Origin of the sequence: Virgisporangium ochraceum (genome assembly GCF_016863655.1) — a bacterium.
In the GTDB taxonomy this organism is placed as follows: domain Bacteria; phylum Actinomycetota; class Actinomycetes; order Mycobacteriales; family Micromonosporaceae; genus Virgisporangium; species Virgisporangium ochraceum.
Window position 1 is genome coordinate 21724 of sequence record NZ_BOPH01000062.1, and the last position, 22541, is coordinate 44264.

Annotated in this window: 21 protein-coding genes; 19 read left to right on the top strand and 2 right to left on the bottom strand. The window is 71.5% G+C overall.

From position 1 onward, the window contains the following. Positions 1-129 precede the first annotated feature (129 nt). The 12 genes from Voc01_RS21775 (at position 130) to Voc01_RS21830 (ending at position 13142) form a co-directional block, all read left to right on the top strand. Entirely contained in the window at positions 130-1080 is a 951-nt protein-coding gene (locus tag Voc01_RS21775) for a phosphotransferase (protein ID WP_203929344.1), read from the top strand. A 28-nt stretch (positions 1081-1108) separates the two neighbouring features. Further along, positions 1109-2659 (top strand): amino acid permease, encoded by a 1551-nt coding sequence (locus Voc01_RS21780; RefSeq protein WP_203929345.1) that lies wholly within the window; start codon positions 1109-1111, stop codon positions 2657-2659. A 60-nt stretch (positions 2660-2719) separates the two neighbouring features. Then, positions 2720-3445: a FadR/GntR family transcriptional regulator gene (locus Voc01_RS21785; RefSeq protein ID WP_203929346.1), complete on the top strand. Its 726-nt coding sequence runs from the start codon at positions 2720-2722 to the stop codon at positions 3443-3445. A gap of 47 nt (positions 3446-3492) precedes the next feature. Next, positions 3493-4848, top strand: coding sequence for a glutamine synthetase family protein (locus Voc01_RS21790; protein WP_203929347.1), 1356 nt, complete (start codon positions 3493-3495; stop codon positions 4846-4848). Continuing rightward, positions 4848-6200 (top strand): aldehyde dehydrogenase family protein, encoded by a 1353-nt coding sequence (locus tag Voc01_RS21795; protein ID WP_203929348.1) that lies wholly within the window; start codon positions 4848-4850, stop codon positions 6198-6200. Before Voc01_RS21790 ends, Voc01_RS21795 begins: the two co-directional genes overlap by 1 nt. Before the next feature lie 7 nt (positions 6201-6207). Beyond that, positions 6208-6972, top strand: a complete 765-nt coding sequence (locus Voc01_RS21800) for a 3-oxoacyl-ACP reductase (protein WP_203929349.1) — start codon at positions 6208-6210, stop codon at positions 6970-6972. Continuing rightward, the gene (locus Voc01_RS21805) at positions 6969-7658 is read left to right on the top strand and encodes a gamma-glutamyl-gamma-aminobutyrate hydrolase family protein (protein WP_239160375.1); all 690 of its coding nucleotides are present in this window, start codon (positions 6969-6971) and stop codon (positions 7656-7658) included. Before Voc01_RS21800 ends, Voc01_RS21805 begins: the two co-directional genes overlap by 4 nt. Before the next feature lie 10 nt (positions 7659-7668). After that, the gene (locus tag Voc01_RS21810) at positions 7669-8232 is read left to right on the top strand and encodes a pyridoxamine 5'-phosphate oxidase family protein (RefSeq protein ID WP_203929350.1); all 564 of its coding nucleotides are present in this window, start codon (positions 7669-7671) and stop codon (positions 8230-8232) included. Between the two features lie 10 nt (positions 8233-8242). Next, positions 8243-9100 carry a type I methionyl aminopeptidase gene (gene map, locus Voc01_RS21815; RefSeq protein WP_203929351.1) on the top strand — a complete coding sequence of 286 codons (858 nt, stop codon included), beginning with the start codon at positions 8243-8245 and terminating at the stop codon, positions 9098-9100. 75 nt (positions 9101-9175) lie between these two features. Further along, positions 9176-9748 (top strand): PadR family transcriptional regulator, encoded by a 573-nt coding sequence (locus Voc01_RS21820; protein ID WP_203929352.1) that lies wholly within the window; start codon positions 9176-9178, stop codon positions 9746-9748. Then, positions 9745-10464 (top strand): ABC transporter ATP-binding protein, encoded by a 720-nt coding sequence (locus tag Voc01_RS21825; protein ID WP_203929353.1) that lies wholly within the window; start codon positions 9745-9747, stop codon positions 10462-10464. The genes Voc01_RS21820 and Voc01_RS21825 overlap by 4 nt, the downstream gene beginning before the upstream one ends. Continuing rightward, positions 10461-13142: an ABC transporter permease gene (locus Voc01_RS21830; protein WP_203929354.1), complete on the top strand. Its 2682-nt coding sequence runs from the start codon at positions 10461-10463 to the stop codon at positions 13140-13142. Before Voc01_RS21825 ends, Voc01_RS21830 begins: the two co-directional genes overlap by 4 nt. A 154-nt stretch (positions 13143-13296) precedes the next feature. Here the strand turns inward: Voc01_RS21830 and Voc01_RS53200 are convergent, their stop codons facing one another. Together Voc01_RS53200 and Voc01_RS53205 are read right to left on the bottom strand one after the other, a co-directional pair. After that, on the bottom strand, positions 13297-13725 hold the full coding sequence (locus Voc01_RS53200) for a ferritin-like domain-containing protein (RefSeq protein WP_239160376.1): 429 nt from the start codon (positions 13723-13725) through the stop codon (positions 13297-13299). 40 nt (positions 13726-13765) lie between these two features. Further along, positions 13766-14251: a hypothetical protein gene (locus Voc01_RS53205; RefSeq protein ID WP_239160377.1), complete on the bottom strand. Its 486-nt coding sequence runs from the start codon at positions 14249-14251 to the stop codon at positions 13766-13768. Positions 14252-14402: 151 nt separating this feature from the next. On the opposite strand from Voc01_RS53205, the gene rimP reads away from it, so the two are divergent. The 7 genes from rimP (at position 14403) to Voc01_RS21870 (ending at position 22539) form a co-directional block, all read left to right on the top strand. Then, the gene (gene rimP / locus Voc01_RS21840) at positions 14403-15089 is read left to right on the top strand and encodes a ribosome maturation factor RimP (RefSeq protein ID WP_203929356.1); all 687 of its coding nucleotides are present in this window, start codon (positions 14403-14405) and stop codon (positions 15087-15089) included. Next, positions 15086-16114, top strand: coding sequence for a transcription termination factor NusA (gene nusA, locus Voc01_RS21845; RefSeq protein WP_203929357.1), 1029 nt, complete (start codon positions 15086-15088; stop codon positions 16112-16114). Before rimP ends, nusA begins: the two co-directional genes overlap by 4 nt. A gap of 40 nt (positions 16115-16154) precedes the next feature. Next, positions 16155-16508, top strand: a complete 354-nt coding sequence (locus tag Voc01_RS21850) for a YlxR family protein (protein ID WP_239160378.1) — start codon at positions 16155-16157, stop codon at positions 16506-16508. Positions 16509-16599: 91 nt separating this feature from the next. Further along, a complete protein-coding gene (gene infB / locus Voc01_RS21855) occupies positions 16600-19629 on the top strand; it encodes a translation initiation factor IF-2 (protein WP_203929358.1) in 3030 nt (1009 codons plus the stop codon). Positions 19630-19773: 144 nt separating this feature from the next. Next, positions 19774-20067, top strand: a complete 294-nt coding sequence (locus tag Voc01_RS21860; protein WP_203929480.1) for a DUF503 domain-containing protein — start codon at positions 19774-19776, stop codon at positions 20065-20067. 92 nt (positions 20068-20159) lie between these two features. Then, entirely contained in the window at positions 20160-20621 is a 462-nt protein-coding gene (rbfA, locus tag Voc01_RS21865) for a 30S ribosome-binding factor RbfA (RefSeq protein WP_203929359.1), read from the top strand. Between the two features lie 613 nt (positions 20622-21234). Beyond that, entirely contained in the window at positions 21235-22539 is a 1305-nt protein-coding gene (locus tag Voc01_RS21870) for an MATE family efflux transporter (protein WP_203929360.1), read from the top strand. Positions 22540-22541: the final 2 nt, after the last annotated feature.

The following is a 22541-nucleotide window of genomic DNA, read 5'->3' on the forward strand; positions in this document are numbered from 1 at the left end:
ACCGCGGGACCGGAGAGATAAAGGTCTGACGCCGTTCCAATATTTCCCCGGCCGCCTATTGACGGCTGGCATCGCCCAGGCCCAAACTGCGCTGATCAACCCCGTCCAGGTCAGGCGGAGGGCTCACGCATGAGCGATGTACCGGTCGAGGTCCTGCTGGGCCGGATCGCGACCGTCGCTGGGCGTGCGGTGACGTGGGAGCCGCTCCCGGGCGGGCTCAGCCACCACATCTACCTGGTCGACGCCGACGGTGACCGGTACGTGCTGCGCGTGCTGCAGCCCGCGGTCTCGGCGGCCGGTCTGGGCGTAGCACCGGCCGACGAGGTCGAGAACACCCTCGCCGCCGCGCGGAGCGGGATCGGCGCGCGGGTGGTCGAGGTGCTGCCCGACGTCCCGGCGCTCCTGCTCGAGTTCCTGCCCGGCCGCACGCTCGGCGCCGCCGACGTGCGCGACCCGGGTCTGGCGCACCCGATCGCCACCGCCTGCCGCGCGCTGCACGCCGGCGAGCGGTTCGGTACCGACTTCGACATCTTCGCCAAGCGCGAGGAACTCCTGGCCCTGTGCGCGCGGCACGATCTGCCGGTGCCCGAGGGTTACCACGACCACGACGACGCGGTCGGCCGGCTCCGGCGGGCGCTGGCGACGGACCCGTTGCCGACCGTGCCGTGCCACAACGACCTCCTGCCCGAGAACTTCGTCCAGGAACCCGACGGGCGGGTCCGCATCATCGACTACCAACTGGCTGGCAACAACGACCCGGCTTTCGAGCTGGGTGACATCGCCGCCGAAGCCGACTTCGACCCCGATCAGGCGGGTCGGCTCGCCGCGGCGTATTTCGGGCCGGAGCACAGCGCCGCGCTCCTGGCCCGGGTGCGGCTGAACCTCATCGCGTCCAACGTGACGTGGACGCTGTGGTTCGCTGTCCACTGTGGATTGATCACCGGCGGGGACAGTGGATTCGACTATGCCGGGGAAGCGGCCGACAAGTGGGGGCAGGCCGTACGCGACCTGACCGCACCCGGGTTCGGCCGGTTGCTCGACACCGCGGCGGGTCGACGGCCCGCGGCCAACCCCATGTAGCGGGCTTCCTTAGCGGGAAAGAGGTGCCATGGCAACGGCATCGCAGCGGGTCAACGAACCCGACGACGACGAGAGACTCCTCGCGGAGCTCGGTTACAAGCAGGAGCTCAAGCGGAAGTGGAGCGCGTTCTCCAACTTCGCCATATCCTTCAGCATCATCTCGATCCTGGCCGGCTGTTTCACGACGTTCGGCCAGGCCTGGAACAACGGCGGCCCGGTCGCGATCTCCTGGGGCTGGCCGCTCATCTCCATCTTCATCCTGCTCATCGGTTTCGCGATGTCGGAGCTGGTGTCGGCGTACCCGACGGCCGGTGGCATCTACTGGTGGGCCTCGAAGATGGGTGGGCCGGCGTACGGCTGGTTCACCGGCTGGCTCAACCTCATCGGTCTGATCGCGGTGACCGCGTCGGTCGACTACGGGTGCGCCACGTTCCTGAACCTGGTGCTGGCCAACACGGTCGACGGCTGGGACGGCACCCTCAACCAGGCGTTCGTGCTGTTCGTCGTCATCCTGGTGGCGCACGGGCTCATCAACATCTTCGGCCAGCCCATCATCCACACGCTGCAGAACGTCTCCGTGTGGTGGCACGTCTTCGGCGCGGTGGTGATCGTCGCGATCCTGATGTTCGTGCCCGACAAGCACCAGAGCGCCGGCTGGGTGTTCGGTGAGCGGTTCAACAACTCCGGCTTCGCCGACGGGGCCAACAGCGGCGGAATGTACTGGCTCTACGTGCTGCCGCTCGGCTTCCTGCTGACCCAGTACACGATCACCGGGTTCGACGCGTGCGCGCACGTGTCGGAGGAGACCAAGGGCGCGGCGCGGTCAGCGGCCAACGGCCTGTGGCAGTCGATCGCGTACTCGGCCATCGGCGGCTGGATCCTGCTGCTGGCACTGCTGTTCGCGGCCACCGAGGTCGACGCGATCAACGAGTCGGCCGGGTTCTCCGGCACCGTGCTGGAGACGGCGTTGTCGTCGGGCTTCTTCAAGGCCGTCATCATCATCTCGACGATCGGCCAGTTCTTCTGCGGCATGAGCTGCGTGACGAGCATGTCGCGCATGACGTTCGCGTTCGCCCGTGACCGCGGCATGCCGGCGTCGAAGACACTGTCCAAGGTGGACCGCAACGGAACCCCGGTGGCGGCCATCGTCTTCGGCACCGCGGCCGGCCTGATCCTGACCCTGCCGGCGCTGTACGAGGCGCCCAACGGTGTTCCGGTGGCGTTCTACGCGGTCGTCTCGGTGGCCGTCATCGGTCTGTACGTCGCGTTCCTCATCCCGATCCTGCTGCGGCTGCGGATGGGTGACCGGTTCGTGCCCGGCCCGTGGACGCTCGGCCGCAAGTACAAGGTGATCGGCTGGATCGCCGCGATCGAGATCATCGTGGTGTCGATCTACTTCATCCTGCCGTTCAGCCCGGCCGGTATCCCGGGCAACGCCGACTTCGACTGGAAGGCCGTCAACTACGCGCCGATCGCGCTCCTGATCGTCGTCGTGTTCGTCGCGGCGCTGTGGTTCGCCAACGGGCGCAAGCACTTCACCGGTATGCGGCGCAACGTCGACGAGCCCGCGCAACAGTAGATCCGTACGAGACCGGCCGTCGGTGTACCGCACCGGCGGCCGGTACGGGGAAGGCGGCTCGTGGCGGCGGATCTGACGGAAGTGCCGGTGTGGCGGCCGGTCCGGGGCGGCAACGCCTTCGAGATCACCGTCGCCCGGTTGGCCCAGGCCATCCGGCTCGGGCTGGTCGCGGTCGGTGAGCGGCTCCCGCCGGAGCGCGAGCTGGCCGAGCAGTTGCGGGTCTCGCGGGTGACGCTGCGGGAGGCGATCGCCGCCCTGCGGGAGGCCGGGTACCTGGAATCGCGCCGGGGCCGGGCGGGCGGCACGTTCGTCGTCCACTCCGGTCCCACCACCGGGCCGGCGCCCGACGCCGGGACCCTCGCCCGCGCGATGGGCGACCAGTTGCACGACGCGCTCGACTTCCGGCGGGTGCTCGAACCGGGTGCCGCCGCGCTGGCGGCCGGCCGGCCGCTGTCGGCCGCGCAGCGCTCGCGCCTGGTGGCCTGCCTCACCGCGAGCCGCGAGCGCGACCCGACGACCAGGCGGGTCAACGACTCGCGGCTGCACCTCGCGATCGCGGCGGCCAGCGGCAGCGAGTCGGTGGCTGCGGCGGTCGCCGACGTGCAGCTGCGCCTCGACCAGCTGCTCGCCGCCATCCCCGTGATCCGCCGTAACCTCGACCACTCCGACGCCCAGCACACCGCCGTGGTCGACGCGATCCTCGCCGGTGATCCGGAGGTGGCCCGGGTGGGTATGGAGGAACACTGCGACGGCACGGCCGAGCTGCTCCGCGGTTTGCTGGGTTGAGCTTGTCGTCAAAGGTTTGCTGGTAGACCATTTACGGTGGAGGTCCAATGTTGACGCTGGAAGAGCTGGCCACCCGGGTCGAGCGCGGGGACATCGACACCGTGGTCGTCGCGATCACCGACATGCAGGGGCGCCTGCAGGGCAAACGGTTCCACGCCCGGCACTTCCTCGACGAGGTGGCGGAACACGGCACCGAGGGCTGCAACTACCTGCTGGCCGTCGACGTCGAGATGAACACCGTCGAGGGCTACGAGATGTCCTCGTGGTCACGCGGCTACGGCGACTTCGCGATGACGCCCGACTTCTCCACGCTGCGCACCATGCCCTGGCACCCGGGCTCGGCCCTCGTGCTGGCCGACCTGAACTGGCTCGACCACACCCCGGTGCCCGCGTCACCGCGGCAGATCCTGCAGAAGCAGCTCGCCCGCCTCGCCGACGCCGGGTACCGCGCGTACGCCGGAACCGAGCTCGAGTTCGTCCTCTACAAGGACTCCTACGAGGACGCGTACGCCAAGGGCTACCGCAACCTCGTGCCCGGCAACATCTTCAACGCCGACTACTCGCTGCTCCAGACCGCCCGCGTCGAGCCGTTCCTGCGCCGGATCCGCAACGACATGTACGGCGCCGGGCTCACCCCGGAGAGCGCGAAGGGCGAGTGCAACCTCGGACAGCACGAGGTGGCGTTCAGGTACGCCGAGGCCCAGGAGGCCTGCGACAACCACGTCATCTACAAGAACGGCGCCAAGGAGATCGCCGCGCAGGAGGGCATGTCGGTCACGTTCATGGCCAAGCCCAACGCGCGCGAGGGCAACTCCTGCCACATCCACTTCTCCATGCGCGGCATCGGGAACGACGAGCCGGTGTCGTACGGCGACGGGCCCGGGCACACGTCACCCGTGATGGGCCACGTGATGGCCGGGATGCTCGCCACGATGCGTGAGTTCACGCTCCTGTTCGCGCCGAACATCAACTCGTACAAGCGGTACGTGGAGGGCTCGTTCGCGCCGACGGCCGTGCGGTGGGGCACCGACAACCGCACCTGCTCGCTGCGCCTGGTGGGCCACGGCCCGTCGTCGTTGCGGGTGGAGAACCGGGTGCCGGGCGCCGACGTCAACCCGTACCTGGCCGTGGCCGGCCTCGTGGCCGGGGCACTGCACGGCATCGAGAACGAGCTGGCACTCGAGGACGAGTACGTGGGCAACGCCTACGCCGACGCCGACGCGCCGCACGTTCCGGCCCACCTGCGCGACGCGTTGGCGCTGTGGGAGTCGAGCGAGATCGCGAAGAGCGCCTTCGGCGACGACGTCGTCGCGCACTACGCCAACAACGCGAAGGTCGAGCTGGCCGCGTTCGACGCGGCCGTCACCGACTGGGAACTGGTTCGAGGGTTCGAAAGGCTGTAATGACCGATGTCATAAGCCCCGTCACCGAAGAGGTGGTCGCGACCGTACCGGCGGCGTCCACTGAGGACACCGACGCGGCGATCGCACGGGCGCACAAGGCCTTCCCGGCGTGGAAGGCAGTCTCGCCGGGTGACCGGGCGCGGCTGCTCCGGAGCTTCGCGTCGATCGTGGACGACCACATCGAGGAGCTGGCGCAGCTGGAGGTGCGCAACTCCGGCCACACCATCGGCAACGCCCGCTGGGAGGCCGGCAACGTCCGCGACGTCCTCGCGTACTACTCGGCCGCGCCGGAACGCCTGCTGGGGCACCAGATCCCGGTGCCGGGCGGAATGGACGTCACGTTCCACGAGCCGCTCGGCGTCGTCGGGATCATCGTGCCGTGGAACTTCCCGATGCCGATCGCCGGCTGGGGCTTCGCGCCCGCGCTCGCGGCCGGCAACACCGTGGTGCTCAAGCCCGCCGAGCTCACGCCGCTGACCGCCATCAGGCTCGGCGAGCTGGCGCTGGAGGCCGGCATCCCCGAGGGCGTGTTCACCGTCGTGCCGGGCAAGGGCTCGGTGGTGGGGGAGCGGTTCGTCACGCACTCGTTGGTGCGCAAGGTGTGCTTCACCGGGTCCACCGACGTGGGCAAGCGCATCATGGCCGGCTGTGCCGACCAGGTGAAGCGGCTCACGCTCGAGCTGGGTGGCAAGAGCGCCAACATCGTGTTCGCCGACGCCGACCTGGAGAAGGCGGCCGCCGCCGCGCCGGGCGCCGCGTTCGACAACGCCGGGCAGGACTGCTGTGCCCGGTCGCGGATCCTCGTGCAGCGTCCCGTGTACGACCGGTTCCTCGGTCTGCTGGAAGCCTCCGTGACCGCGTTCAGGTGCGCCGATCCGGCCCGGCCCGACGCGGAGATGGGCCCGCTCATCTCGGCCGGGCAACGCGCGAGCGTCGCGTCCTATGTGGACGGTGCGGACGTCGCATTCCGCGGCGGCGCCCCCGCCGGCAGGGGCTTCTGGTTCCCGCCCACGGTGCTGCTGGCGAAGAGCGCCGACGACCGGCACTGGCGCGAGGAGATCTTCGGACCGGTCGTGTCCGTGCTGCCGTTCGACGACGAGGACGAGGCTGTCAGACTGGCCAACGACACCGAGTACGGGCTGTCCGGCTCGATCTGGACCAGCGACCTCGGGCGGGCCATCCGCGTTTCCCGTGGTGTGGAGACCGGCAACCTGAGCGTCAACTCGAACTCCAGCGTCCGGTACTGGACGCCGTTCGGCGGCGTGAAGCAGAGCGGCCTCGGCCGCGAGCTGGGCCCCGACGCGGTCGCGGCCTTCACCGAGGTCAAGAACGTCTTCTTCAGCAGCGAGTAGGAGAACCATGAACCGGTTGGAAGGGCGCGTCGCCGTCATCACCGGTGCCGGCAGCGGCATCGGGCTGGCGACCGCGCGGCGGTTCGCGTCGGAGGGCGCCGTCGTGGTGGCGGCCGACCTGAACCCCGACGCCGCGAAGGCGGCCGCCGACGAGGTCGGCGGCGATCCGGTGACCGTCGACGTGGCCAGCGAGGAGCAGGTGCGTGACCTGTTCGACGGCGTCGTCGAACGGCACGGCCGGGTCGACGTCGCGTTCAACAACGCGGGTATCTCGCCGCCCGAGGACGACTCGATCCTCGACACCGGCATCGAGGCGTGGGAGCGCGTCATGTCGGTGAACGCGACGAGCGTCTACTACTGCTGCAAGTACGTGCTGCCGCACATGCGCCGGCAGGGCAAGGGATCCATCATCAACACGGCCAGCTTCGTGGCGCTGCTCGGCGCGGCCACGTCGCAGATCGCCTACACCGCCAGCAAGGGCGCCGTGCTGTCGATGACGCGCGAACTCGGCGTGCAGTTCGCCCGCGAGGGCATCCGGGTGAACGCGTTGTGCCCGGGCCCGATCGCCACCCCGATGCTGATGGAGCTGTTCGCGAAGGACCCGGAGCGCGCCGCCCGCCGGCTCGTGCACGTGCCGATGGGACGCTTCGGCGACCCGGCCGAGATCGCGGCCGCGGTGGCGTTCCTCGCGAGCGACGACTCCAGCTTCATGACCGCCAACACGTTCGTGGTCGACGGTGGCATCACCGGCGCCTACGTGACCCCGCTGTGACCGCGCGTCCGCTGATCGGGATCACCGCGTACGTCGAGCAGGCGCGGTGGGGCGTGTGGGATCTGCCCGCTGTGCTGGTCCCGGAGAGCTATGTGCGCATGGTGACCGAAGCCGGCGGCCGCGCGATCGTGCTGCCGCCCGACGACGCTGGCGCCGCCGACCTGGTGAGCCGGCTCGACGGGCTGGTGCTCGCCGGCGGCGCCGACATCGAGCCGGCCCGGTACGCGGCGGAGCCCCACGAACTCACCGTGACCCGGCCCGACCGCGACGCCGGCGAGTTCGCCGTGCTCGACGCGGCGCTGGCGGCCGACCTGCCGGTGCTCGGCGTGTGCCGGGGCATGGAACTGCTGGCCGTGGCCTACGGCGGCACCCTCCACCAGCACCTGCCCGACGTGCTCGGAGGTGCCAGCAAGCACGCCCCGGCGCCGGGCGTGTACGGCAGCCACCTGGCGAGCTTCGTGCCCGGCAGCCGGGCGGCGGAGATCTTCGGCGAGCGGGCCGAGGTGAACTCGTACCACCACCAGGCGACGAACGACCCGGGCAAGCTCACGATCACCGGCCGGGCCGACGACGGGGTGATCGAGGCGCTGGAGGACCCGGGCCGGCGGTTCGTGTTCGGCGTGCAGTGGCACCCCGAGATGGCCGGCGACGTCCGTCCGTTCCGCGCGCTGGTCGAGGCCGCGTAGCGTCGTCCGCATGGGGAAGATCTACGAGACGATCGACGGGCGGCTCCGCGAGTTCATCGAGGCGCAGCCGATGTTCTTCGTGGCCACCGCGCCCGCCGGGCCGGAGGGCCACATCAACGTGTCACCGAAGGGCGGGCGCGGGACGTTCGCCGTGCTCGACGGGAACCGGTTCGCCTACCTCGACTACCTGGGCAGCGGCGTGGAGACCCTCGCCCACCTCCGGGAGAACGGGCGCATCGTGATCATGTTCTGCGCGTTCGAGGGCGCGCCGAACATCGTCCGCCTGCACGGCACGGGACGGGCCGCGCCGCCCGACGACCCCGACCTTCTCCCGGCGTTCCCGGAGCCGCGCACCCACGGCCTGCGGTCGGTCATCGAGGTCTCGGTGAGTCGGATCAGCGACTCGTGCGGCTACGGGGTGCCGTTCATGGACTACGTCGGCGACCGCGACCTCATGGAACGGTGGGCCGAGCGCAAGACCGACGACGACATCGCCGACTACGTGCGGAAGAAGAATCTGACCAGCATCGACGGCCTCCCGGGGATGGACGGTCGGCTACCGGTCACAGGTTAGGCTCGACCCCATGCAGACCCGCGCCCCACTCCGGCCCGGCACGCTGTCCCCGTGGCGGGAGGTGCCGGCGTCCATCGCCCGCCCCGAGTACGTCGGCAGGCCCGGGCCCAGGAAGTACCGTGGCTCCGACGTCCAGACGCCCGAGACGATCGAGAAGATGCGCATCGCCGGGCGGCTCGCCGCGCAGGCCACGCAGCTCGCCGGGGAGCACTGCCAGCCGGGCGTCACCACCGACGAGATCGACGCCGTCGTACACGAGTTCCTCTGCGACCACGGCGCGTACCCGTCGACGTTGGGGTACCGGGGGTTCCCGAAGTCGTGCTGCACCTCGCTCAACGAGGTCATCTGCCACGGCATCCCCGACACCACCGTGATCGAGGACGGCGACATCATCAACGTCGACGTCACGGCGTTCATCCACGGGGTGCACGGCGACACCGACGCGACGTTCTGCGTCGGCAACGTCACCGAGGAGAACCGGCTGCTCGTCGAGCGCACCCACGAGGCGATGATGCGCGGCATCCGCGCGGTCGCCCCGGGCCGGCAGCTCAACGCCGTCGGCCGGGTGATCGAGGCGTACGCGCGCCGCTTCGGCTACGGGGTCGTGCGCGACTTCACCGGTCACGGCATCGGCGAGACGTTCCACTCCGGGCTCTACGTGCCGCACTACGACAAGCCCGACCTCACCACGATGATGGAACCGGGCATGACGTTCACGATCGAACCGATGATCACTCTCGGCACGCACCGGTACGAGATGTGGAAGGACGGCTGGACGGTCGTCACCAAGGACCGGAAGTGGACCGCGCAGTTCGAGCACACGGTGCTGGTCACCGACGACGGGGTCGAAATTCTGACCCTTCCGTAAGCGGGCCCGGACGCTACGAGAGCGTCCGGGCCTACTTCTTGTCACGGGCATACGGGGTATGCATACTCGGTATCCATGTCGATCAGGTACGGGTTGCTGGCGTTGCTGCGGCGGGGACCGATGTACGGGTACCAGCTGCGCGTCGCGTTCGAGGAGACGACCGGCGGGACGTGGCCGCTCAACATCGGGCAGGTCTACACGACCCTCTCGCGGCTCGAACGCGACGGCCTCGCGGTCGCCCTGCCCGAGAGCGAGACCGGTCAGCGGCCGTACTCGATCACCGACGCGGGGCGGGCCGACCTGGACGCCTGGTTCACCACCCCGGTGCAGCGCGGTGAGCGTCCCCGCGACGAACTCGCCATCAAGCTCGCGCTCGCGCTGACCACCGCGGGTGTCGACGTGCCCCGCGTGATCCAGGCGCAGCGCAGCGCGACCATGCGCGCGCTGCAGGAGTACACGCGGCTCAAGAACCGCACCGCCACGCCGACGGACCTGTCGTGGCTCCTGGTGCTCGACGCGATGATCTTCCAGGCGGAGGCCGAGGTGCGGTGGCTCGACCACTGCGAGACCACGGTCGTCCGCCACGCGCGCACCACCCCACCCACCGAAACCGGGGCGGAAGAGCCCGCGAAGGAGCGTGCGCGATGACCATCCTCGAACTGCGTGACGTGCACCGGGTCCACGGGAGCGGCGACACGGCAGTGCACGCGCTGCGCGGCGTCTCGCTGTCGGTCGGGTCGGGCGAGCTGGTGGCCGTGATGGGACCGTCCGGGTCGGGCAAGTCGACGCTGCTCAACCTGTGCGGCGGCCTCGACGCGCCGTCCCGCGGCGAGGTGACCGTGGAGGGGCAGGTGCTCGGCACGCTGTCCAAGCGCAAGCTCGCCGCGGTGCGCCGGCGCCGGGTCGGCTACGTGTTCCAGGAGCTGAACCTCCTGCCCAGCCTCACCGCCGTGGAGAACGTGGCGTTGCCACTGGAACTCGACGGGAGGTCGATCCGGGCCGCCCGCCGGCTCGCGCTGGCCGCGCTCGCCGACCTCAACCTCGGTGACCTGGCCAAGCGCTTCCCCGAGCAGCTGTCCGGCGGCCAGCAGCAGCGGGTGGCGATCGCCCGCGCGCTGGTCGGCGAGCGGCGGCTGGTGCTGGCCGACGAACCGACCGGTGCACTGGACTCGGAGACCGGCGAGGCGGTGCTGCGGGTGCTGCGCGCCCGTGTCGACGCCGGTGCCGCCGCGATCCTGGTGACCCACGAGGCGCGGCACGCCGCCTGGGCCGACCGCGTGGTGTTCCTCAAGGACGGCGTGATCGTCGACACCACCGGCCCGATCGGCGAGGCCGACCAGCTCCTCACCGGGGCGCCGCGGTGAGGGCCTGGCTGGTCGCGCTGCGGATCGCCCGCCGGGAGGCGCTGCGTTCGAAGGGACGCAGTGCGCTCGTGCTCGCGCTGATCGGGCTGCCCGTGCTGGCGTTCGCGTTCTTCGCGGTCACCTACGACACGTTCACCCTGACGCCGACGGAGCAGGCCGACCGGGACCTCGGCACCGCCGACATCAGGCTCACCGGCCTGTACGACAAGCCGGTCAAGCAGGAGCCGACCGACTTCGGCCTGACGACCGAGGGGGACCAGGTCGAGCTGACCGCCGCGGCCGCGACCGGTCTGCTGCCGGCCGGCAGCCGGATCATCCCGTGGACCGAGGGCTCGGCCACGTTCACCACGAAGACCGGCCGCGGCGGGCTGAACGTCTGGGAGCTCGACTACACCGACGCACTGGCCAGGGGGATCCTGCGTCCGGTGGCAGGGCGGGCACCGGCCAACGCCGGCGAGGTGGCGATCACCACGGCCGCGCGTGACCGGGTGGGCGCCGGCGTCGGCGGCACGCTCTCGGCACCCGACGGCCGGACGTGGAAGATCGTCGGGCTGGTCGACAACCCGCAGAGCCTGAACAGCGACCTGGTCGTCTTCCGACCGGGCGCGGCGCCGTTCTCCTCGCGGAACACGTCGTGGCTCGCCGACACGCCGGCGCCCCTGGCGTGGTCGGACGTCGTGGCGCTGAACAAGCGCGGCGGGGTCGGCTACTCGCGGGCGGTGATGATCGACCCGCCGCCGTACGACCCGGCCACGATGCCGCAGCGGTCGCAGAACAGCGGCGAGGCGTTCCAGTTCGCCACGGTGTTCGCCGGCGCGCTGATCCTCGAGGTGGTGCTGCTCGCCGCACCGGCGTTCGCGGTCGGCGCCCGCCGCCGGCGGCGTGAGCTCGCGCTCGTCGCCGCCGCCGGTGGCAACCCGGCCCACCTGCGCCGGATCGTGCTCGCCGACGGCATCGTGCTCGGCGCGGTCGCCGCCGCGCTCGGCCTCGTGCTGGGGACGTTCGTGGCCTGGGCCACCCGCCCGCTGATCGACGACACCGTGATGGGCGCCTCGCCCGGCGCGTTCCGGATCTTCCCGTCCGCGCTGGCCGGGCTGGCGCTGCTGGCGGTCGTCTCGGGGCTGCTCGCCGCGCTCGTCCCGGCGTGGACGGCGGCCCGCCAGCCGGTGGTCGCCGCGCTGCGCGGCCTGTACGCCGTCACCCGGCTGCGCCGCCGCTGGGCGGTGATCGGCCTGGTGACCCTCGTGGCCGGGATCGCGCTCACCGGGTTCGGCGCCTCACGGGCCGACGACACGATGTCGATGGCCGGCATGGTGATCGGCGAGATCGGGCTGGTGCTGTGCACCCCCGCGCTCGTCGGGCTGATCGCCCGGCTCGGCGGCCGGTTCCCGCTGTCGGCCCGGATCGCGCTGCGTGACGTCGGCCGTAACCGGGCCGCGGCCGCTCCCGCGATCAGCGCCGTACTCGCGGCCGTCGCGGTCAGCACGCTCGCCGGTGTGACGCTCGCCAGCGGCACCAACAAGTACGTCGACTCCGGCGAGCCGCTGGCGGTGCCGGCCGGCTGGGTCACCGCCCAGCTGAACCTCTACCCGCCGGGCCCCGACCAGCCCCCGCTGCCGGCGCCGCCGGCCAGTGCGTTCCCCGCCCTCGCCGCGGCGATGTCGAGCACCATGCCGGTGACCGCCACCGTCGCCGTCGGCCGGGTGCTCTGCGCCGACGCCACCGACCCGATCTGCTGGGTCGGCACCGAGCGGCCGACCGCACAGAAGTGCCCGTTCGAGAACCGGGGCGACCTCAGCCGCGACGACCAGAAGGCCGCCCGCGGAGACCCCCGCTGCGAGACGACGCTGCGCCAGTCCTACGGTCCCGCGTTCGACCAGGTCGTGATCGACGCGAAGGACCTGGGCACGCTCGTCGACCTCGACGCGCCGACCCTCGACGCGGCCACCGCGATGCTGCGCTCGGGTGGCGTTCTCGTGGCCGACCGGTTCGCGGTCGTCGACGGCCACACCACGCTGACGCTCAGCGGCGCCACGAGCGAGGCCCGGGAGCTGCGGGCGGCCGCGCTCGCGCTGCCGGAGGTCGACTCGCCCGTCGTCGTCATCTCGCCCGAGGGCGTGGCGACGCTGGGACTGGCGAGCGCGCCGGCCGGCTTCATCGGCGTCACCGACCACATGCCGACCCTGGCCGAGCGGGACGCGTTCCTGGCCGCGGCGGCGAAGGTCGCGGGCAGCTGGCAGATCGACGTGCAGACGCCGCCCAAGCCCCGAGACGAACCGTTCCTCGTGGTGCTCGCGATCGTCGCGGGCGCGGTGACGATCGGCGCCGCCGGCATCGCGACCGGCCTGGCCGCGGCGGAGGGCAGGGCCGACCTGACCACGCTGGCGGCGGTCGGCGCGTCGCCGGGGGTGCGCCGGATGCTGTCGCTCAGCCGCACCGGCATCGTGGCGGGTCTTGGCTCGCTGCTGGGTCTGCTGGCCGGACTCGGCGCGGCGGCGGCGGTGATCGCGGGCTCGAACCGGGCACTGGCGTACACGTGGCCGGCGTTCGAGCAGCCGATGCCGTACGTGGTCCCGTGGCTGAACGTGTTCGTGTCCCTGGTGGTGGTCCCGGTGGCGGCAATGGTCGGCGCCGCCCTGTTCACGAGATCCCACCTCCCAGTGGAACGCGCCGCCTGACACCCCACCCCCGGGTGGCCCTCGCCCGCGCCGATCTTGCACTTGTGGCCCCGGATAAGTCAGGACATAGCGCTAGAAAGGTGCGGCCACAACTGCAAGATCGGCGCGTGGATGGCCGGCGGGCGGGCCCGGCGGGGCACGGCCCGCGGGGGGGTCAGAGGCGGCCGGGGAAGGGGACGGTGGCCGGGGTCTGGTTGGCGGCCTTGCGGAGGCGGGTGGCCCGGACGGCGCAGTCGGTGAGGGCGTCGACGGCGGTGCGGCGGTCGGCGGCCTCGGTGGAGAGCAGGGCGGCACGCCACACCGCGGCCGTGCGTTCCTCGATGCCGATGGCCAGCTTGAGGGCGCTGGCCTGGTCGGTGACCGGCTCGGGCAGGCTGTACGCCGGCTCGGCCGGTGGGACCTTGGCGCCGCGTTCGGTCAGGCGTAGGACGAGCACGTCGCGGCGGGCGCGGTGGGCCAGCTCGGCCTGGGTGGCCAGGGGCAGCGTGGCGCTCTCGAGCCTGGCGCCGACCAGGCCGTAACCGAAGACCGCGGCGTGCTCGGCAACCAGGGCCGATGCCAGGGCCTCCTCCGGCGTCGTCACGAAGTTCTCCTGTAGCCGGCTCTGGGAACGTGCGTCACCTTCACTGCAGCACCTCGGCGTGGCTGGCGCGGGCCGCCGCGACCGTGCCCAACAACGGTGCGTGATAGGAGGTGGCCGCGACGCACGCGGCCACCGCGCGCTCGGCGGCGGCCTTCTCGGCGGCGGCGAGTGCCTTGAGGCCGCTGCCCGACGCCTGGCTGCCCGACGCGGCGGGAGCGGCCGCCGGCGCGACCGACGTGTCGAGCGAGCGACCGATGGCGGCGGCGTGCTCGCGGTGGGCATCGCGGATCGCGGTGAGGCGGGCCGACTGGTCGGGGTTCTGCGAGATCGCCGCGTCGTACCGGTTGGCCAGGTCGAGGGACTCGCCGGCGACCTGGCGCAACGCGGCGGCGGCAGCCTCGGGAACAGCCGACGGCTCCGCGCCGTTGAGATCACAGCCCGCTGCGACGACCACCCCGGCGGAGCCGGCGGCGGCGAGAACGGTACGGCGCGTCCACCCCCACGGCATCGCCACAGTCAACACCATCGGCGCAACGCGCCCGCAGTCGGAGCGCCGTGCGGGCGTGCATCATTACGGCGCGTTAGGCTCTCAGGCGAGCCGCTCGCGAAACCTGCGAGCGGCGTATCGGCGTGAACAGCGCCAGCCGGATCGACTGAGCGACAGGGAAGAGGCCGAGATGGCGCAGCGGCACGGGCGCGGTGGCAGCGGCGGCGGCCGCGGCGCTGGCGGGCCGCGCTCCGGCTCCCAACGTTCAGGCCCGCAGCGGCACGCCGCCGCGCCGGCCCAGCGGGAGCACCAGGCCGGGCCGGCGCCGAACCGGGCGCGGGTCCGGGAGGTCATCGAGCCGGTCGTCACCGGGGCCGGGTACGACCTCGACGGGCTGTCGTTGTCGCGGGCCGGCCGCCGGCACCTCGTGCGGCTGACCGTCGACCGGGACGGCGGGGTGAACCTCGACGCGGTGGCCGACGTGTCGCGGCTGGTGTCGGCGGCGCTCGACGCGGCGGAGGCCGGCGGTGAGGTGCTGTTCGCGGGCGAGTACGAACTCCAGGTCAGCTCGCCCGGCGTCGACCGGCCGCTCACGCTGCCCCGGCACTGGCGGCGCAACGTCGGCCGGCTGGTGCAGGTGCGGGCCGGCGACCGGCAGCTCACCGGCCGGGTCATGAAGGCCGACGACGACGGCGTCGTGCTGTCGGTCGACGGCACCGACCACGAGCTCGCCTACGGAGACCTCGGGTCCGGGAAGATCCAGCTCGAGTTCAGCCGGGTCGAAGAGGTCTCCGACGATGACCTGGCGCCGATCGACGGCGCCGAAGACTATGACGATGTCGATTCCGACGATGACTTCGAGGAGGACGAGGAGTGAACATCGACCTCGCGGCCCTCCGGGCGCTGGAGCGCGAGCGGGAGATCCCGTTCGAGACCATCCTGTCGGCCATCGAGACCGCCCTGCTGACCGCGTACCGGCACACCGAGGGCGCCCACCCGCACGCCCGCGTGGAGATCGACCGCAAGACCGGCTTCGCCGCCGTGTTCGCCCAGGAGACGGGCGAGGACGGCCAGGTGGTCCGCGAGTTCGACGACACCCCCCACGACTTCGGGCGCATCGCCGCGATGACCGCCAAGCAGGTGATCCTGCAGCGGCTGCGCGAGGCCACCGACGAGGCGCACTTCGGCGAGTACGCCGGCCGCGACGGCGACCTGGTCACCGGCGTGGTTCAGGCGCACGAGTCGCGGGCCGAGAAGGGCATCGTCACCGTCGACCTGGGCAAGGTCGAGGCCATGCTGCCGCCGGCCGAGCAGGTGCCCGGCGAGGAGTACGTGCACGGGCACCGGCTGCGGTGCATCGTCGTGCACGTGGTGAAGGGGTTCCGCGGGCCGCAGATCACGCTGTCGCGGTCGCATCCCGGCCTGGTGAAGAAGCTGTTCGCGCTCGAGGTACCGGAGATCGCCGACGGCACCGTGGAGATCGCGGCGATCGCCCGCGAGGCGGGGCACCGCACCAAGATCGCGGTCCGGTCGACGGCGCCGGGTGTCAACGCCAAGGGCGCCTGCATCGGCCCGATGGGTCAGCGGGTCCGCGCGGTCATGAGCGAGCTCCATGGTGAGAAGATCGACATTATCGACTGGTCTGAGGATCCCGCGGCGTTCGTCGGCAACGCTCTGTCGCCCGCGAAGGCACTGCGCGTCGACGTCGTCGACGCCACGAACCGCACCGCGCGGGTGATCGTGCCCGACTTCCAGCTTTCGTTGGCTATTGGACGCGAAGGTCAGAATGCCCGGCTTGCGGCTCGTTTGACCGGTTGGCGCATCGACATTCGTCCGGACAACGAGCCCGCGGGTGGATCTCCTGCCACACCGGGAGGCGCACGCGCGGAGAGCGCGGGGTAGACTTTCCGTGGTACGTCGCGCACGACCGGCCGCCCCTCCGGTGCTTACGGATCAACCCGTCCGCACCTGCATCGGCTGCCGGAAGCGCGTACCGGCATCCGAGTTGTTGCGTTTCGTCGCTGTCGAATCTCAGGCGGGCACCTTCCGCCTGGTTGCCGACGCGGCACGTAAACTGCCCGGTCGCGGGGCGCATCTGCATCCCGGTCCGGGTTGTTTCGCACTAGCGCAGCGGCGGCGCGCCTTCGGGCGTTCGTTGCGCGTCACCGGAGTCGTCGACACCGGTGAGCTGGCCGAGGCTCTTCTTTCGAGTGGGTCAGGGCTGGCACCGTCGGCGGTGGGTCAATCGGCCCACCCGCACCCGCAAGGTAGGACGACCAACATGAGCACACCGTGAAGTCCCTGAAATGACAAGGCTTCAAGTGCACGAGTGAGGTCGGCGTGGGCTCCCACCAGGAGCTGCTGCCGACCTCGAGATGAGGAGTGCAGTGGCAGGGAAGGCCCGCGTACACGAGCTCGCCAAGGAGCTCGGGGTCGAAAGCAAGACCGTACTGGCGAAGCTCCAGGAGCTCGGCGAGTACGTCAAATCAGCTTCCAGCACGGTAGAGGCGCCCGTGGCGCGTCGTCTGCGTGCGTCGATGCAGGCCGGATCGGCACCGTCGGTGTCCGTGACGCCCGCTCCGCCGCCCACCAGGGCGGCCCATCCCGGTCCGCCGCGAGGTGAGGGCAAGCCGGCCGCGCCGGCTCCGCCCCGTACCTCGGCGCGTCCCGGTCCGCCGCCGCCGAAGCGTCCGGCCCCGGCCGCCGGTGGCGACCGTCCGGGTGGCGACCGGCGCAGTCCCGTTCCGGGTCCGCCGCGTCCGGTCACGCCGGCCGCGCCGGTGGTCAAGCCGGCCAGCGCCCACGACATCGAGGTGGCGGCCGCCGAGGCGCGCGCCGCTGCCCTGAAGGCCGAGCAGGAAGCGGCGATCCGTGCCGCGCAGGCTGCCCGGCAGCAGGAGACGACCCGTCGCCCGTCGGGTGGCCAGCCGGGTACCGGCGCGCCGCGTCCCGGCCCGCGTCCGGGTCCTGCCGGTGGCGCACCCGCTCCCGGCGGTGGCGCACCGCGTCCCGGTGGCGGCGCCACGCCGCGTCCGCCGGCCCGTGGCGGTAACAACCCGTTCGGCATCAACCCGGCGGCCGGCGGTGCCCGCCCGACGCCGAACTCGATCCCGCGGCCCAACCCGGCGTCGATGCCGCCGCGGCCCAGCCCGGCCTCGATGGGCGGCCCCCGGCCCAACCCGTCGCAGATGCCGAGCCAGCGTCCGGCCCGTCCGGGCGGTGGTCCCGGTGGTGGTGGCGCCGGTCGTCCCGGTGGCGGCGGCGGTTTCCGCGGCGGTCCCGGTGGCGGCGGCGGTGCCGGTCGTCCCGGTGGCGGCGGCGGTGGCTTCCGTGGCGGTCCCGGTGGGGGCGGCGGCGGTGGCGGTGGCGGTTTCCGCGGCGGTCCCGGTGGGGGCGGCGGCGGTGGCGGTGGCTACCGTCCCGGTGGTGGCGGCGGCGCGCCCGGTGCGGGTGCTCCGGGTCGTCCCGGTGGAGGCGGCCGCGGTCGCGGTGGCGGTGCGGCGGGTGCCTTCGGGCGTCCCGGTGGCCGGCCCACCCGTGGCCGCAAGTCGAAGAAGCAGAGGCGTCAAGAGTTCGACAACCTCTCCGCGCCCACGATGGGTTCGGGTGCGCCCCGGGGCCAGGGCCAGGAGGTCCGGTTGCCGCGAGGCGCGTCGCTGAGCGACTTCGCCGACCGCATCGGTGCCAACCCGGGCTCGCTCGTCCAGGAGATGTTCAACCTGGGCGAGATGGTCACGGCCACCCAGTCGTGCACCGACGAGACGCTGCAGCTGCTCGGTGAGCACCTCGGCTTCGACGTCAAGATCGTCAGTCCGGAGGACGAGGACCGCGAGATCCTCGCCCGCTTCGACATCGACCTCGACGCCGAGATCAACGAGGAGCGCCTGGTCAGCCGGCCGCCGGTCGTGACCGTCATGGGTCACGTCGACCACGGTAAGACCAAGCTGCTCGACGCGATCCGGTCGAGCAACGTGGTCGAGGGCGAGGCCGGCGGCATCACCCAGCACATCGGCGCGTACCAGGTGCACGTCGAGCACGAGGGTGAAGACCGCGCGATCACGTTCATCGACACCCCGGGTCACGAGGCGTTCACCGCCATGCGTGCCCGTGGTGCCCAGGCCACCGACATCGTGGTCCTGGTGGTCGCGGCCGACGACGGCGTCATGCCCCAGACGATCGAGGCACTGAACCACGCACAGGCGGCCGAGGTGCCGATCGTGGTCGCGGTGAACAAGATCGACAAGGAGGGCGCGAACCCCGACAAGGTGCGCCAGCAGCTCACCGAGTACGGGCTGGTCGCCGAGGAGTACGGCGGCGACACGATGTTCGTGAACATCTCGGCGAAGAGCCGGATCAACATCGAGGGTCTGCTCGAAGCCGTGATCCTCACCGCCGACGCGTCGCTCGACCTGCGGGCGCCGCTCGACGGTCCGGCACAGGGCATCGCGATCGAGGCCCACCTCGACCGCGGCCGCGGTCCGGTGGCCACGGTGCTCGTGCAGAAGGGCACGCTCAACATCGGTGACTCGATCGTCGCCGGCCGGGCCTACGGGCGCGTCCGGGCGATGCTCGACGACAACATGCGGCCGATGGAGACGGCGGTTCCGTCGCAGCCGGTGCTGGTGCTCGGCCTCACGGCCGTCCCCGGCGCGGGCGACACGTTCCTCGCCGCCGACGACGACCGCACCGCCCGCCAGATCGCCGAGCAGCGGCAGGCCCGCCGTCGCGCGGCCGAGATGGCGATGAGCGGCCGCCGTCGTTCGCTGGAAGATCTGTTCAGCGAGCTCAAGGAAGGCGAGAAGACCAGCCTCAACCTCATCCTCAAGGGCGACGGTTCGGGTTCGGTCGAGGCCCTGGAGGACGCGCTCGTCAAGCTCGAGGTGTCCGACGAGGTCACGCTGCGGATCATCCACCGCGGCGTCGGCTCCGTCACCCAGGACGACGTCAACCTGGCCAGCGCGTCCGACGCGATCATCATCGGGTTCAACGTGCGGGCGGAAGGCCGCACGAAGGACCTCGCCCAGCGCGAAGGCGTGGAGATCCGGTACTACACGGTCATCTACCAGGCCATCGAGGAGATCGAGTCGGCCCTCAAGGGCATGCTCAAGCCCGAGTTCGAAGAGGTCGAGCTGGGCAGTGCCGAGGTGCGCGAGGTGTTCCGTTCGTCGCGGTTCGGCAGCATCGCCGGTTGTATGGTGCGCAGCGGCCTCATCCGCCGCAACGGCAAGGCGCGTCTCATCCGCGACGGCGTCGTGGTCGCCGACAACCTCACGGTCGTGGGGCTGCGGCGGTTCACGGAGGACGCCACCGAGGTCCGCGAGGGCTTCGAGTGCGGTATCAACCTGGGTAACTACAACGACATCCAGGTCGGCGACGTGATCGACACGTTCGAGATGCGCGAGAAGCCGCGCGCGTAGTAATTGGATCGATGTGGCAAGGCCCGGCCGGTACGTTCGGCCGGGAGACCGGGAGGCCTCTGTCCGCGGAAAGCGCGGACCGGGGCCTCCCGGCATGTTGACTCCGGGGGCCGGGCCCCCGGACACCCCACGAGGTGATGACCCCTGTTCACAGGTACTGCCGAGTTCGACCTGCTGCTCCCGGGTGACAGCCGGTCGTTGAAGGACAAGCGCGGCTACGTCCGGCCGATCATCGCCGCGCTGCGGAAGTTCGACGTGTCCGTCGCCGAGGTCGACTCGCTCGACCTGCACGCCCGGGCCGGCATCGGGGTCGCTGTGGTCGCGGCGGAGTCGGCGCACGTGCGTGACGTGTTGGACCGGTGTGAGCGGCTGGTCGCCGCGCGACCCGAGGTGGAACTGCTGTCCGTGCGGCGCCGCCTGCACGGTGACGACGAGTAGATCTGAGTACGCTCGGAGGGGTACGGATGTCGTCGCGCGGGCCCTCGTGAAGAAGTCACTGTGGGATCGCGGTTGATCAGGAGGTGAGGGAGATGTCTGACCCGGCCCGGGTTCGTCGCCACGCCGAGCGGGTGCGCGAACTGGTTGCTTCGGTCGTGCGTACCCAGATCAAGGATCCCCGCCTCGGAATGCTCACGATCACCGATGCCAGGATCACTGCCGACCTGCGGGAAGCCACCGTCTTCTACACCGTTCTGGGCGACGCCGCGGCGCAGGCCGGCACCGCCGCCGCGCTGGAGAGCGCGAAGGGGCTGCTGCGCAGCACGGTGGGCAAGGCGCTGGGGCTGCGGCACTCGCCGTCGCTGGCGTTCGTGCACGACGACGTGCAGGACCACGTCAAGGAGATCGACGAGCTGCTCGCGGCCGCCCGTACCGCCGACGCCGAGGTGCAGCGCCTCGCCGCCGGCAAGCAGTACGCGGGTGGGGCGAACCCGTACAAGACCGAGGAAGAGGCGTCCGAGGACGATGAGGTCTCGGTGAGCCGCGAAAGCTGAGAACCGCGCGCGTAGCGCGGGATCGAGGGGGCGTCGGGTTTCCGACGCCCCTTCGGCGTCTCACTTCACGGGAACAGCGCGCACATGCTGGAACTAAACGATAGTTTAGATCCCATGCGCATCGTCGTACTTGTCCTTCGCAGCCGCGACGGGATCTGCCCTTAAAGCAGCCAGCTCCCCGCCGCGGAGACGAACTGCTGGCCGCGAAGGGGAGAACGACAGATGCGTCACAAGCCGCTATCCGGTCTCCATGGCTGGCCCACCAGGCCGGCCCGCTCCCGCCGTGTGTGCACCGGCGATCCCGGTCACCGCGCACCGTTCAGCGGCCGTTCGACGGCCGCCTAAAGGTTCAACCGGAGACGTCCGAGGAGACTTCGCCATGGCTGAGAAGCCCAAGCCGCAGCCCAAGCCCGAGCCCACCGACCGCGAGAGCGCCCGGGCCGCGCTGCAGGCATCGATGGACCGCCGTTACTAGACAGCTTTCTGCCCTGTGGACGCCCGCCGGCAGGTGGGCGTCCACAGGTGTGTTCGGAGTGCCCCTGTTACCCCTGGGCCGGCGCTGTAAGTGCTGTAAGGGTTGTTACGCCTTACGGCACGGGTGCAGGATCTACGTATGACCGGCCCGCCCACGATGCGCCGGGTGGCTGAGCTCGCGCTACCGGCGCTGGTGGTGCTCGCTATCGAACCGACGTACGTGCTGGTCGACACCGCGGTCGTCGGGCACCTGGGTCGGGTGCCGCTCGCCGGGCTGGCGATCGGTGGCAGCGTCCTCACGGTCGCGGCGTGGCTGGGCACCGTCGTGTCGTACGGCACCACCGCCCGGGTCGCCCGCCGGTTCGGGGCCGGCCAGCGCGCCGAGGCCATCGCCGAGGGCGTGCAGGGCTCCTGGCTCGCGCTCGGGTTCGGGCTCATGGTCGCGCTGCTGGCGCAGGTCGGCGCGGGTCCGCTCACCACGGCCATGGCCGGCGGCGACGCCGAGGTGGCCGCCGCGGCGGCCACCTGGCTGCGGGTCGCCTCGCTCGGTGCGCCGGGCCTGCTGCTCGCCACCGCCGGCAACGGCTGGATGCGCGGCGTGCAGGACATGCGCCGTCCCCTCTACTACGTGCTGTCGGCGAGCCTGCTGTCGGCCGTGCTCTGCCCGCTGCTGGTCTACCCGGCCGGATTCGGGCTGGTGGGTTCCGCGATCGCGAACGCGGTCGCGCAGACGCTCTGCGGCCTGCTGTTCGTGCGGGCACTGGTGCGGGAGCGGGCGCCGATGCGCCCCGATCTCACCGTGCTGCGCGGCCAGCTCGTGATGGGCCGCGACCTGTTGCTGCGCGGAGCCGCGATGCAGGGGTCGTTCCTCAGCGCCACGGTGGTCGCGGCGAGCTTCGGGTCGGCCGCGGTCGCCGGTCACCAGATCGCGCTCCAGCTCTGGATGTTCTGCACGCTGGCCCAGGACGCGGTGGCGATCGCCGCGCAGTCGCTGATCGGCGCCGAACTCGGCGGCGGCCGCGCCGACGGCGCGCGCTGGCTGGCCCGGCGGGTCGCGCTGGTCGGCGTCGTCACCGGGGTGGGCTTCGCGATCGTGATCGGCATCGGGGCCACGTTCATGCCCGGACTGTTCACCGGCGACGGCGCGGTGATCGACCAGGCGCTGCTGGCGTGGCCCTGGTTCGTGGCGATGCAACCGTTCGCCGGGCTGCTGTTCGCGCTCGACGGCGTGCTGCTGGGCGCCGGCGACACCCGGTTCCTGCGCAACCTCACGATCGTCGCCGGGTTCGGCGTGTTCATGCCCGGCGCGCTGCTGGCGGGTTGGCTCGACCTCGGACTCGGCGGGGTGTGGGCGGCGTTGGCGCTGTTCATCGTCGCGCGGCTCGTGGGGATGCTGGTGCGCGTGCGGTCGGGCCGGTGGGCGAGGGTCGGCGCCACGGTCTGAAC

What these genes read in the sequence shown, in the direction of transcription:
- Voc01_RS21775 (WP_203929344.1), top strand. Translation starts at nt 130, where the DNA reads ATGAGCGATGTACCGGTCGAGGTCCTGCTGGGCCGGATCGCGACCGTC.
- Voc01_RS21780 (WP_203929345.1), top strand. Translation starts at nt 1,109, where the DNA reads ATGGCAACGGCATCGCAGCGGGTCAACGAACCCGACGACGACGAGAGA.
- Voc01_RS21790 (WP_203929347.1), top strand. Translation starts at nt 3,493, where the DNA reads ATGTTGACGCTGGAAGAGCTGGCCACCCGGGTCGAGCGCGGGGACATC.
- Voc01_RS21795 (WP_203929348.1), top strand. Translation starts at nt 4,848, where the DNA reads ATGACCGATGTCATAAGCCCCGTCACCGAAGAGGTGGTCGCGACCGTA.
- Voc01_RS21800 (WP_203929349.1), top strand. Translation starts at nt 6,208, where the DNA reads ATGAACCGGTTGGAAGGGCGCGTCGCCGTCATCACCGGTGCCGGCAGC.
- Voc01_RS21810 (WP_203929350.1), top strand. Translation starts at nt 7,669, where the DNA reads ATGGGGAAGATCTACGAGACGATCGACGGGCGGCTCCGCGAGTTCATC.
- map (WP_203929351.1), top strand. Translation starts at nt 8,243, where the DNA reads ATGCAGACCCGCGCCCCACTCCGGCCCGGCACGCTGTCCCCGTGGCGG.
- Voc01_RS21820 (WP_203929352.1), top strand. Translation starts at nt 9,176, where the DNA reads ATGTCGATCAGGTACGGGTTGCTGGCGTTGCTGCGGCGGGGACCGATG.
- Voc01_RS21825 (WP_203929353.1), top strand. Translation starts at nt 9,745, where the DNA reads ATGACCATCCTCGAACTGCGTGACGTGCACCGGGTCCACGGGAGCGGC.
- Voc01_RS53205 (WP_239160377.1), bottom strand. Translation starts at nt 14,251, where the DNA reads ATGGTGTTGACTGTGGCGATGCCGTGGGGGTGGACGCGCCGTACCGTT.
- rimP (WP_203929356.1), top strand. Translation starts at nt 14,403, where the DNA reads ATGGCGCAGCGGCACGGGCGCGGTGGCAGCGGCGGCGGCCGCGGCGCT.
- rbfA (WP_203929359.1), top strand. Translation starts at nt 20,160, where the DNA reads ATGTCTGACCCGGCCCGGGTTCGTCGCCACGCCGAGCGGGTGCGCGAA.
- Voc01_RS21870 (WP_203929360.1), top strand. Translation starts at nt 21,235, where the DNA reads ATGACCGGCCCGCCCACGATGCGCCGGGTGGCTGAGCTCGCGCTACCG.